Origin of the sequence: Rhodococcus sp. NPDC057014 (genome assembly GCF_042673295.1) — a bacterium.
Taxonomy (GTDB): Bacteria; Actinomycetota; Actinomycetes; order Mycobacteriales; family Mycobacteriaceae; genus Rhodococcus_F.
In genome coordinates, this window is the sequence record NZ_JBHUSF010000147.1 from 9,780 (window position 1) to 21,126 (window position 11,347).

Consider the following 11,347-nt stretch of genomic DNA (forward strand, 5'->3'; position numbering starts at 1 on the left):
CGAGATGGATGAGAAGTCCCAGAAGGGGGCAGTATGTCGACGATCAACCGGTTCGAACTGTCCAGGGCGCTGAGGCAATTCCGAGCCATCAAACTGCCCCTCGACGGTCGCCGCGCCGCCGCGGTCTGTATCGCGGTCCTGATAGAAGACGGGAAACCCGCCATCTGGCTGACCGAGCGCTCATCGAGCCTTCGTGCGCACCCCGGCCAGGTCGCCTTTCCCGGTGGGCGTATCGACCCGAACGAAACAGCCGCGGAGGCCGCCCTGCGAGAAGTGAAGGAAGAACTCGGACTTCACGTTCATCCCCAGCAGATCCTCGGCGAACTCGACGACTTCGCCACGAAATCCGGTTACGTCATCACACCGTTCGTGGTGTGGATCGGCGACTTCGCCGGCACCCTGCGTCCGAACGCGTCGGAAGTCGCCCGCGTGCACGCGGTCACCATGGACGAGGTGGACACAGAACCCCGTTTCGTCACAGATCCACGGGTCGATTCACCGATTCTGCAATGGCCATTCCGGGACCTCGGCATTCACGCACCCACCGCGGCGATTCTCTACCAATTCCGAGAAGTGGTGTTGCGCCGCCGGCACACTCGCGTCGCGCACGTCGGGCAGCCGGTGTTCGCCTGGCAGTGAATGTGTGGCTCGGTCAATCCCGATCCAAGGTCGTGCCGAGCAGTGATTCCGCGATGCGCCGGAGCATCCGGGTATTGCGTTCGTGGGTGTAGCCGCTCAGATCGATTGCGACGGCGGTCATCAACCCGTCGATCACGCTGATGATGCTGTCGACGATCTCGTCGACCGGCGCGACAGGTCGGAACATGCCTTCGCGGCGGCCGGACTCGACGACCTCGGACAGCTTGGCGCGCCATGCATCGTAGATTCGGGCCACGTCGGGGATGAACTGCTCGTTCCGACTCGCCACCGACGTCGTGGCCAGCCAGACCGTGCACCGCTCGCGGTCGGTGATCGCGTGTTCGAGCAGCGAGACCATCTTCGTGGCCGGGTCGTCGATGTCGGAGGCGAACGTCGCCCAGTCTGAGACCCGCCGCAGGCTCGCCGCGCTGAGCATCTCCTCGATGACCGCGTCACGGCTGTCGAAATAGTGCTGAATCTTTCCGATCGACACACCTGCCTCACGGGCGATGTCGCGCAGGCGCACCTTCTCGATGCCGTGCACCGCTATCAGTCGTTCCGTGGCGTCGAGAATCCGTCGCCGACTCTCGGCGACGAGGGGATCCTCACCCACTACTTGCGATGCATCCGCCACAGCCATCCGTCCCAACCTCCACCTGCAAGTCCCTCGCGTTCCCCGAACGCGCAGGTCGTCTCTCGATCGTAGCGATCGGCGCAGTGCGCGCGAACTGCCCGTGAAACGAGCACTTCACGGACCCGTTCGGTGCGTGCACGGGGTCGGGAACATTTCGTCTTGACGTCGCAATAATTCCATATTATTGTGCGTTGCACCACACATTCTTATCCGCGGTTTCCCGAACCTGCGGTTTCACAGCTGCCGACCACCGAGCACCCCGCTTCCGAAGACGGAGATCCTTCGATGACCTCACTTGCCCTCGCGCTGCCCGCTACTCGCCGGGACCTCACCGCCCTGTTCGCCCCGTCCTCGATCGCGATCGTCGGCGCGAGCAACGATCCCGCCAAGTACGGCAACTGGCTCGCGGTGCGAGCTCTGCGGGACGCCGATCGGCGGCCGGCCCACCTGATCAACAAGACACGGACGACGATCCTGGATCACCCGGCGGTGCCCAGCCTGACCTCCCTCGACGGTCCGGTCGATCTCGCCGTCATCGCGGTCCCGGCGGCCGGTTTCGACGAGGCCGTCGACGACGCCATCGCCGCGAACGTCAAGGCGATCGTCGCCATCACCGCCGGGTTGGGAGAATCCGGCGCAGAAGGACTGGCGCGGCAGAATGCCCTGGTCTCCCGGCTGCAGGAGGCCGGGATCCCGATGCTCGGCCCGAACTGCCTGGGCGTGCTCGACAACACCAGCGGACTCGATGCGACGGTCAACGAATTCCGCCCCGGCTCGGTGTCGATCATCTCCCAGAGCGGCAACGTCGCGATCGATCTGGCCGAGCACTTCTCCGAACAGGGACTCGGCGTCGCTCGCTTCGCGAGCCTGGGCAACTGCGCCGACCTCGACGTCGCGGACCTGATCGACGGCTGCGTCGACCACGAGGGCACCGAGGCGATCGCGGTGTACTGCGAGGGCTTCAAGGACGGCCGCAAGTTCGCCCGCGCCGCTGCTCGCGCCGCGGACGCCGGCAAGCCCGTCGTGCTGTTGTCGGTGGGCCGCGGTGCCGCCTCCACCCGTGGCGCGGCTTCGCACACCGGTTCCCTGGTGACCTCGAACGTCGTCCTCGAAGCCGTGTGCGAGGCCACCGGCACCGAACTGGTGTCGAGCCCGTTCGAGATGGCCAACCTGCTCCAAGCCCTCGTCCGCACCAACCCTCCGGCCGGTGCCCGGGTCGCTGTCCTCGCCGACGGTGGCGGTCACGCCTCACTGGCCAGTGACAGCCTCGAAGACGCCGGCCTGCAGGTCGAGGAGTTCTCTGCCGAGTTGTCCGCCCGCATCGCCGGAGAGCTGCCGCCGACCGCGGCAACATCGAACCCGATCGACCTCGCCGGCGGCGGCGAGCAGGACATCACCTGCTTCGCCCGCGTCGCGGAACGCCTGATCGCCAGCCCCGAGACCGACGCCGTGCTGATGACCGGATTCTTCGGCGGCTACGGCGATTACGACCCCGCCGTCGTACCCGGCGAGATCCAGGTCGGCTACGACATCGGCGCCCTCGTCGCCGAGTCCGGCGCCAGCTTCATCGCCCAGACGATGTTCGCCGACTCCAAGCCGGCACAGGCGTTGCGGGACAGTGGAATTGCCGTCTACCGTAACGTCGAACACGCCAGCTGGGTGCTGAGCCGGCTGGCCCGCCGCGCTCAGGCCGGTGCGCACCCGCTGCCGGTGCTGCCCGAACCCGCCGCCCCGCTGACCGAGACCGGATACTGGCCGGCCCGTCGCGCCCTCGCGGCCGCCGGCATCCCGTTCGTTCCCGCCGCCGAGGTCTCCACCACCCGGGAGTTGGAAGCAGCGGTTGCCGACCTGCAGTTCCCCCTCGTCCTCAAAGCCCTCGGCGACGAACACAAGTCCGACAACGGTGGCGTCATCTTGAACATCGCCGACCACACCGCCCTGATCGAGGCCTGGGACGACGTCCAGGCTCGGCTGGCCCCACCGGTCTGCTCCATCGAGGAGATGGCCGACCTCTCCGGCGCGGTCGAACTGATCATCGGCGTGCGCCGCGACCCGACGTTCGGACCCATCGTCCTCGTCGGCATCGGCGGCGTGTACACCGAACTGCTCAAAGACACCCGCTGCGCCCTGGGCCCGATCACCGCCGACCAGGCCCGCGAGCTGCTGCTCTCGCTGCGCGGTGCCGCCCTACTGACCGGTTTCCGCGGCAAGGCGCCCGTCGACGTCGACGCCGCAGCCCAACTGGTGGCCACCCTCTCGACCTACGCGGCGCAGCACCCGGAGATCGGCGAAATCGAGTGCAACCCCATCGCGGTCACCCCCACCCGGGCCATCGCACTCGACGCCCGCATCATCCTCGACTCCGCTCACTGACCCCAGCAGACCTGAAAATCCCACAAGGAGAAATAGATCGATGACCGATATCGCCGAGAACATCACCGCCCTGCCCACCCACAGCGACAGCGACTACACCTACCTCCTGGTCGAACGCCGTGGCCCGGTTGCCCTGATCACCCTCAACCGCCCGAAGGCCCTCAACGCCCTGTGCAACGACCTCACCGAGGAGCTGACCGCCGCCCTCGATGCCACCGAGGCCGACGACAGCATCGGTGCCGTCGTCCTGACCGGCAGCGCGAAGGCCTTCGCCGCCGGCGCCGACATCAAGGAGATGCAGCCGAAGTCGTTCACCGACGTCTACCTCGATGACTTCATCACCGCCAGCTGGGAACGCGCCTCGACCACCCGTAAGCCGATCATCGCCGCGGTCGCCGGCTACGCCCTCGGCGGCGGAGCGGAGCTCGCGATGAGCTGCGACATGATCATCGCCGCGGATACCGCCAAGTTCGGCCAGCCGGAGATCACCATCGGCATCCTTCCCGGCGCGGGCGGAACCCAGCGCCTGACCCGCGCCGTCGGCAAGTCCAAGGCCATGGACATGGTGTTGACCGGACGCACCATCGACGCCGAGGAAGCCGAACGCATCGGCCTCGTCGCCCGCATCGTCCCCGCCGATGACCTCATCGACGAGGCACTCGCCATCGCGCAGAAGATCGCCGGATTCTCCCGGCCGTCGGTGCTGATGGCGAAGGAGGCCGTGAACTCCGCGTTCGAGACCCCGCTGGCAGAGGGCCTGCGCTTCGAGCGGCGCCTGTTCCACGCCGCGTTCGCCACCGACGGCCAGACCGAGGGCATGGCCGCCTTCCTCGACAAGCGCAAGCCGTCCTTCAACCACCGCTGAGAAAGCGAGACACACCATGGCTGCACCCATCGCACTCCCGCGGATCATGCGGATCGGCGGCGGCGCCGTCGCCGAAATCGGCGAGGTCGTCTCGAGTCTCGGACTCACCCGACCGCTGGTGGTCACCGACGCCTTCCTCGTCTCCACCGGCGCCGCCGAGCAGATGATCAAGACCCTCGAATCCGCCGGTCTGTCGCCGCGCCTGTTCGACGGCACCGTCCCCGACCCGACCACCGACTCCCTCGACGCCGGCGTCGCCGCGATCACCGAGCACGACTGCGATTCGGTCATCGGGTTCGGTGGCGGCAGCCCGATGGACACCGCCAAGGCCCTCGGCATCCTCGGCCGCCAGGGCGGGCAGATGCGCGACTACAAGGCCCCCCGCACCAACGCCGGGCCCGCACTGCCGGTCATCGCCGTCCCCACCACCGCTGGAAGCGGCTCGGAGGCAACACAGTTCACGGTCATCACCGACAGCGCCTCGGATGAGAAGATGCTCTGCCCGGGCCTGGCGTTCCTGCCGATCGCCGCGGTCATCGACTACGAGCTGACCGTGTCGATGCCGCCGCGGCTGACCGCCGACACCGGGGTCGACGCCCTGACCCACGCGATCGAGGCGTACGTCAGCACGAAGGCGAACCCCTTCGCCGACAGCCTCGCCCTGACCGCGATCGCCACGATCGGCCGGGTCCTGCGCCGCGCCTACACCGACGGCACCGACGCGCAGGCCCGCGAGCAGATGATGCTCGCCGCCACCCAGGCCGGCATCGCGTTCTCCAACTCCTCGGTCGCCCTCGTGCACGGGATGAGCCGGCCGATCGGCGCGCACTTCCACGTCGCACACGGACTGTCGAACGCCATGCTCTTCCCCGCGGTCACCGCGTTCTCGGTGCGGGCCGCGCAGTCGCGGTACGCCGACTGCGCCCGCGCGCTCGGCGTCGCCACCGCCACGGATTCCGACGCCGCCGCTGCGGACAACCTCGTCGCCGCGCTGCGGGAGCTGTGCCGGGACGTGGCGGTGCCTACCCCCAAGGCGTACGGCATCGACAAGGGCCGGTGGGACGAGCTGATCCCGCTCATGGCCGCCCAGGCCCTGGCCTCCGGGTCACCGAACAACAACCCCCTCGTCCCGACCGACGCACAGATCCGCGACCTGTACGCCCAGATCTACGGCTGAACACGACTCCAGGAGAACACTGCACATGACTGCCACCATCCCCGCCCAGGCGTCGGGTGCCACCGCATCCGGTGCGCCGGTCGACATCGACCACTACATCGCCGGCCGCGTCGACGCCCGCGGCGCCGAGTCCCGCGCCGACGTCTACAACCCCGCCACCGGTCAGGTCACCGGCCGGGTGGCGATGGCCACCACCGCCGACGTCGACGCCGCCGTGGCGGCGGCCGCCGCCGCCTTCCCGGCCTGGTCGGCCACCCCCGCCCACATCCGGGCCCGGGTCCTGTTCCGGTTCCGCGACCTCGTCGAACAGCACGCCGACCGGCTCGCGACGATCATCACCGCCGAGCACGGCAAGGTCCACTCCGACGCGAAGGGCGAGGTGACCCGCGGCCTCGAGGTCGTCGAATTCGCCTGCGGCATCCCGCAACAGCTCAAGGGCGAGTTCTCCGAGAACGTCGGCCGCGCCGTCGACGGCGTCACCTTCCGGCAGCCCCTCGGCGTCGTCGCCGGGATCTCGCCGTTCAATTTTCCCGCCATGGTCCCGATGTGGATGTTCCCCGTCGCCCTCGCTTGTGGGAACACGTTCGTGATGAAGCCGTCCGAGAAGGACCCCACTCTCAGCGTCGAACTCGCGAAGCTGCTGACCGAGGCCGGCCTGCCGGACGGGGTGTTCAACGTCGTGCACGGCGACAAGATCGCGGTCGACGCCCTCCTGACCCACGACCAGGTGGAGGCGATCAGCTTCGTCGGGTCCACCCCGATCGCCGAGTACATCCACAGCACCGCCGCCGCGCAGGGCAAACGTGTCCAGGCCCTGGGCGGGGCGAAGAACCACATGGTGATCATGCCCGACGCCGATCTCGACCAGGCTGTCTCCGCGCTGATGGGCGCCGCCTACGGTTCCGCCGGGGAACGCTGCATGGCGATCTCGGTTGCCGTCCCGGTCGGGGAGGAGACCGCGAACGCGCTGCGTGAGCGGTTGATCGCCGCCCTGGCCGACCTGAAGGTCGGGCCCGGCACCGACCAGGAGGTGGAGATGGGCCCGCTGGTGACCGGGGTGCACCGCGACAAGGTCGCCTCCTACATCGACGTCGGGGTGCAGGAAGGCGCGGAGCTGGTCGTCGACGGCCGGGAAACCATTCCGGCGACCGCGGGGGACGGGTTCTTCCTCGGCGGCACCCTCTTCGACCACGTCACCCCGTCGATGCGGATCTACCTCGAGGAGATCTTCGGGCCGGTGTTGTCGATCGTGCGCGCCCAATCCTTCGAGGAAGCCCTGCAGTTGGTCAACGACCACGAATTCGGCAACGGCACCGCCATCTTCACCGCCGACGGCAACACCGCCCGCACCTACCTCGCGCAGGTCAAGGCCGGCATGGTCGGCATCAACGTCCCGATCCCGGTGCCGATGGCGTTCCACTCCTTCGGCGGCTGGAAGCGGTCACTGTTCGGGGATCACCACATCCACGGCCCCGAGGGCGTCCGGTTCTACACCCGCAACAAGACCGCCACCACCCGCTGGCCCAACGACACCCAGGTCCGCACCGACTTCTCGATGCCCACCCATGAGTGAGGTGTCAGTGGCAACCGCGACCGTCCAGACGACCGACACGATCCGCACCGAGATCCGCGGCGGCGTCGGGGTGATCACCCTCGACCGGGTCACGGCGCTCAACGCGCTGACCACCGAGATGGTCGAGGCGATCGATGCCGCCCTGGCGGGGTGGGAGAACTCCGGACTGCGTGCCGTGGTGCTCGACAGTGCCAGTCCGAAGGCGTTCTGCGCAGGCGGGGACATCCGGGCCGTCCAGGAGAACAGCCTGGCCGGCGACCCGGAATCAAGTGAACGGTTCTTCTCCACCGAGTACCGGCTCAACGCCCGCATCGCCGAGTACCCGGTGCCGTTCATCTCGCTGATCGACGGGATCTGCATGGGCGGCGGCATGGGCCTGTCCGTGCACGGGGCGTTCCGGGTGGTCAGCGGCAACGCCACACTGTCGATGCCCGAGACCGGGATCGGATTCTTCCCCGACGTCGGCGCCAGCTACTTCCTCTCGCGCCTGCCCGGGGCGCTCGGGGTCTACCTGGGTCTGACCGGGGCGCGGATGTCGGCGGCCGACGCCCTCTACACCGGACTGGCAACCCACTTCATCGACTCCGACGCAATTGGACTCGTGCCGGCGGCTCTCCTCGATCACCCGACCCGACCGGTCGACGAGACGCTCCGCGCCCTCGGCGGCCCCTCCCCGGTCGGGGAGAGCACGCTCGCCGAGCACCGTGGGCAGATCGATTGGTGCTTCAGCGCAGACACACTCGCCGAGATCGACGAACGCCTCGCGGCCACAGCCGGGGACTGGGCGGCCACGACTCGGGTTGCACTGTCCCGTCTGTCGCCGCAAAGCCTGCAGCTCACCCTCGAGCTGTTGACGTGGGGTAGGCAACGGACTCTCCGGGAATGCCTCGCGGCGGAACTGCACGTCGCCCGCGATGTCATCCGCACCCCGGACTTCATCGAGGGCATCCGCGCCGCTCTGGTCGATAAGGACCGCAACCCCCAGTGGGCGGCCTCGCGTTTTCTCGGTCTCGATGGGGACGGCCGACCCCGATGGATGCAGTAACCCATTTCGACGAAGGAACGAGTGACATGTCAGATGTAGTGCTCTACGAAACCAACGGCCCGATCGCCACGATCACCCTCAACCGACCGGACAAGCTCAACGCCCTGAGCACCGAGGTCGTCCTCGAACTCGACAGGCGCGTCGCGGAGGCCGGAGCTGACGACTCGATCAAGGTCGTCCTCATCGCGGCGAACGGGCGCGCCTTCTCCGCGGGATTCGATATGAACGACGAGATCGAAGACGGCACCGACACCCCGCTCGAATGGTTGCCGGTACTGCGCCGCGACGTCGACGTCACCATGCGGGTCTGGTCGTGCCCGAAGCCGACCATCGCCGTCGTCCAGGGCTACTGCCTGGCCGGCGCCTGCGAGATCGCGATGGCCTGCGACATCATCGTCGCAGCCGAGGACGCGAAGTTCGGCGAGCCCGAAATCCAGTACGGCTCCGGACCGGTCACCTTGCTGATGCCGTTCATCCTCGGTCAGAAGAAGACCAACGAGCTGCTCTTCACCGGCGACAAGATCAACGCCGAGGAAGCGCTGTCCCTCGGTTTGATCAACAAGATCGTCCCGCTCGAGGACCTCGAGACCGCTGCCCGGGAGCTGGCCCTGCGGATCGCACCGACCCCCCTGCCGATCCTGCAGTTGACCAAGCAGGCCCTCAACCGCGCCTACGAGGCAAAGGGACTGCGCACCGCAGTCAACGCCAACATCGACATCTCCGCCCTCATCAACGGAGCCAACACCCCCGAGCAGCAAGCATTCGACAAGGTCGCCGCCGAGAAGGGATTGAAGGCTGCTCTCGCCTGGCGTGACGAGCGCTACGGCGCCGTCAAGGCCTGACTGGAGGAACATCCGGCGGGGCCGCACGAACCCAGATCTGCGGCCTCGCCGGACCACGCAGCCCGCTCACGACCTCGCGGGAGACCCCGAGCATGACCACGCACTTCAGTCACACGTCCACGATCCCACTCCGGTGGAGTGATCTCGACGCACAACAACACGTCTTCCACGCCGTGCATGTCACCCTCTTCGACCAGGCTCGCGGCAACATGATCGCAGCCGCCCTGTCCGACCCGGACCCGGTGTACGTCGTCACCCGCCTCGACCTGGAATACCTCAACGAGCTCACGCTCGACGATTCCCCGGTCTCGGTGACCTCCACCGTCGTGAATGCCGGAACGACGAGCATCACCACCCAGGAATGCATCATCAGTCCGCAGGGGAAAGAAATCGCCTACGCGACAGCAGTTCTGGTGTGGTGGGACACGGGGACGGCATCGAAGCGCGCCCTCACCTCCACGGAACGCACGGCGCTGCTAACTCCCACGGACCACACCCGTTCCGGCGCATCGCGCACCTGACTCGTGCCGGCACTCCGATCGGAACACGGCTGCACCGACGACCAATCTTCTGAAGTCCGAGCAGCAGGGGACTATTAAACGGACGAGGTTCGTCGTGGAGCGCCGCCCAGACCAACTTCGTCACCTCGACAAGGCGGATTCGTCGAACCGCTATTCGCCGGTGGTGTGTGTCGGCTGCTCGCCTGATGCGGTGGCGGCGAGGTTGGTGGCGGCCCAGCTGGCGAGCAGGGTCATGGCGTCGGCGGAACGGCTGCCGGGTTCGGCGCTGTAGAGGGTCAGGACCAGGCCGGGGTCGGCAGGTAGCGGCATTGTTTCGTAGTCGATGGTGATGTCACCGACGACGGGGTGGTGGAAAGTCTTGGTGCCGGTATAGTGCAGGCGCACATTGTGCTTGGCCCAGCGGACACGGAATTCGTCGCTGCGGGTGGATAATTCACCGACGAGGTCGGAGATGCCGCGGTCGTAGGGGTCGCGGCCGGCGTCGGTGCGCAACAGGTTGACGGCGCCGTCGGCCATCTGGTCCCAGTCGGGGTAGAACTCGCGGGCACGGGGGTCGAGGAAGCAGAACCGGACGAAATTGACCGCCCTGCTGGGGTCGGGGTGCAGTTGGTCTGGATAGAGGGGCGAATAGAAGGCGTAGGCGAGCCGGTTCGCGGCGACGAGGTCGTGGCGGGCGTTGCGCACGAATGCGGGCCCGGTGTATCCGTCGAGGAGTCGCTGCACCATCGGCCGCACTGCCTTGGTGGTGCGGCGTGAGCGGACTCGTTGCGGGCTGGTGAGGGCGCTGCGGTGCAGGTCGAACAGGTGGGAGCGTTCGGCCTCGTCGAGTTCGAGGGCACGCGCGATGGCGTCGAGGACCGATTCGGAGATGCCGTTGACCTTGCCGCGTTCGATTTGGGTGTAGTAGTCGACCGAGAGCCCGGCCAGGGTGGCGACCTCTTGGCGGCGTAGCCCGGGGACGCGTCGTTTGGCGGCGTCGTAGACCGGCAGCCCGACCTGGTCGGGGGTGATCTTGGCCCGCCGCGACGCCAGGAATGTGCCGATCTCGGCGACTCGGTTGGTGGACTCCATACCCCCGAGGCTACGACCTGCGCGAAGCCCGTTGCCAGGTGCCGTGAGGGGGGTGCTGCCGGCACCCCCCTGATCTTCGCCTCCCACCCGGGCCGCTGACCGCGTTGCATGGATGTTGCGAGCGTAGAGGCGCTCGACCGAGATCCTTCGACATCGACGAGGTGCGATGACCACGCGAACGCCTGTCCGACCGAGCCCGAGCACTGGCCTGCCGGTGCTGGTGTATGTGCTGGCGGCCGGGATCTTCCTGATGGGCACGACCGAGTTCATGGTCGCCGGACTGTTGCCCGACGTTGCCGCCGACCTCGGCGTCGACATCGCCCGCGCCGGGCTGCTGGTCACCGCGTTCGCGGTCGGCATGATCATCGGCCCACCGGTGATGGCGCTGGCCACGCTGCGGTTGCCCGCCCGCGCCACGCTGGTCGGGGCGCTGGCGGTGTTCTCCGCCGGGCACGTGGTGGCGGCGGTCAGTGATTCGTTCACCGTTGTCACCGCCTCCCGCGTACTCACCGCGCTGGCGACGGGCACGTTCTGGGCCACCGGCGCCGTCGTCGCGGCCGCCGTCGCCGGTCCCGGGGCGAGCGCGCGAGCATTGGCGGTGATGTCG

Annotated in this window: 11 protein-coding genes; 9 read left to right on the plus strand and 2 right to left on the minus strand. The window is 67.9% G+C overall.

Going from position 1 to position 11,347, the window contains the following annotated elements; genetic code table 11:
• Positions 1–33 precede the first annotated feature (33 nt).
• Entirely contained in the window at positions 34–639 is a 606-nt protein-coding gene (locus ACFTZB_RS25580) for an NUDIX hydrolase (RefSeq protein ID WP_378435313.1), read from the plus strand.
• A gap of 13 nt (positions 640–652) precedes the next feature.
• Here the strand turns inward: ACFTZB_RS25580 and ACFTZB_RS25585 are convergent, their stop codons facing one another.
• Positions 653–1,279 (minus strand): TetR/AcrR family transcriptional regulator, encoded by a 627-nt coding sequence (locus ACFTZB_RS25585; RefSeq protein WP_378435315.1) that lies wholly within the window; start codon positions 1,277–1,279, stop codon positions 653–655.
• Positions 1,280–1,558: 279 nt separating this feature from the next.
• On the opposite strand from ACFTZB_RS25585, the gene ACFTZB_RS25590 reads away from it, so the two are divergent.
• From ACFTZB_RS25590 to ACFTZB_RS25620, 7 genes are all read left to right on the plus strand, one after another.
• Positions 1,559–3,646 carry an acetate--CoA ligase family protein gene (locus ACFTZB_RS25590; RefSeq protein WP_378435316.1) on the plus strand — a complete coding sequence of 696 codons (2,088 nt, stop codon included), beginning with the start codon at positions 1,559–1,561 and terminating at the stop codon, positions 3,644–3,646.
• A gap of 40 nt (positions 3,647–3,686) precedes the next feature.
• Positions 3,687–4,511 carry an enoyl-CoA hydratase gene (locus ACFTZB_RS25595; protein ID WP_378435318.1) on the plus strand — a complete coding sequence of 275 codons (825 nt, stop codon included), beginning with the start codon at positions 3,687–3,689 and terminating at the stop codon, positions 4,509–4,511.
• Positions 4,512–4,527: 16 nt separating this feature from the next.
• Entirely contained in the window at positions 4,528–5,688 is a 1,161-nt protein-coding gene (locus ACFTZB_RS25600) for an iron-containing alcohol dehydrogenase (RefSeq protein ID WP_378435321.1), read from the plus strand.
• Between the two features lie 25 nt (positions 5,689–5,713).
• Positions 5,714–7,261, plus strand: coding sequence for a CoA-acylating methylmalonate-semialdehyde dehydrogenase (locus ACFTZB_RS25605; RefSeq protein WP_378435323.1), 1,548 nt, complete (start codon positions 5,714–5,716; stop codon positions 7,259–7,261).
• Positions 7,262–7,268: 7 nt separating this feature from the next.
• On the plus strand, positions 7,269–8,306 hold the full coding sequence (locus tag ACFTZB_RS25610) for an enoyl-CoA hydratase/isomerase family protein (RefSeq protein WP_378435325.1): 1,038 nt from the start codon (positions 7,269–7,271) through the stop codon (positions 8,304–8,306).
• A 26-nt stretch (positions 8,307–8,332) separates the two neighbouring features.
• Entirely contained in the window at positions 8,333–9,148 is an 816-nt protein-coding gene (locus tag ACFTZB_RS25615; RefSeq protein WP_378435327.1) for an enoyl-CoA hydratase/isomerase family protein, read from the plus strand.
• 92 nt (positions 9,149–9,240) lie between these two features.
• Positions 9,241–9,669 carry an acyl-CoA thioesterase gene (locus tag ACFTZB_RS25620; RefSeq protein WP_378435329.1) on the plus strand — a complete coding sequence of 143 codons (429 nt, stop codon included), beginning with the start codon at positions 9,241–9,243 and terminating at the stop codon, positions 9,667–9,669.
• A gap of 150 nt (positions 9,670–9,819) precedes the next feature.
• On the opposite strand, the gene ACFTZB_RS25625 is transcribed toward ACFTZB_RS25620, so the two are convergent.
• Complete coding sequence (locus tag ACFTZB_RS25625; protein ID WP_378435331.1) at positions 9,820–10,740, minus strand: helix-turn-helix transcriptional regulator; 921 nt, start codon at positions 10,738–10,740, stop codon at positions 9,820–9,822.
• A 166-nt stretch (positions 10,741–10,906) separates the two neighbouring features.
• Here ACFTZB_RS25625 and ACFTZB_RS25630 point away from each other — a divergent pair.
• The coding region (locus tag ACFTZB_RS25630; RefSeq protein WP_378435333.1) for an MFS transporter at positions 10,907–11,347 on the plus strand (441 nt) is incomplete at its 3' end.

Coding starts and splice junctions, on each gene's coding strand:
- ACFTZB_RS25580 (WP_378435313.1), top strand. CDS start 34: ATGTCGACGATCAACCGGTTCGAACTGTCCAGGGCGCTGAGGCAATTC.
- ACFTZB_RS25585 (WP_378435315.1), bottom strand. CDS start 1,279: ATGGCTGTGGCGGATGCATCGCAAGTAGTGGGTGAGGATCCCCTCGTC.
- ACFTZB_RS25590 (WP_378435316.1), top strand. CDS start 1,559: ATGACCTCACTTGCCCTCGCGCTGCCCGCTACTCGCCGGGACCTCACC.
- ACFTZB_RS25595 (WP_378435318.1), top strand. CDS start 3,687: ATGACCGATATCGCCGAGAACATCACCGCCCTGCCCACCCACAGCGAC.
- ACFTZB_RS25600 (WP_378435321.1), top strand. CDS start 4,528: ATGGCTGCACCCATCGCACTCCCGCGGATCATGCGGATCGGCGGCGGC.
- ACFTZB_RS25605 (WP_378435323.1), top strand. CDS start 5,714: ATGACTGCCACCATCCCCGCCCAGGCGTCGGGTGCCACCGCATCCGGT.
- ACFTZB_RS25615 (WP_378435327.1), top strand. CDS start 8,333: ATGTCAGATGTAGTGCTCTACGAAACCAACGGCCCGATCGCCACGATC.
- ACFTZB_RS25620 (WP_378435329.1), top strand. CDS start 9,241: ATGACCACGCACTTCAGTCACACGTCCACGATCCCACTCCGGTGGAGT.
- ACFTZB_RS25625 (WP_378435331.1), bottom strand. CDS start 10,740: ATGGAGTCCACCAACCGAGTCGCCGAGATCGGCACATTCCTGGCGTCG.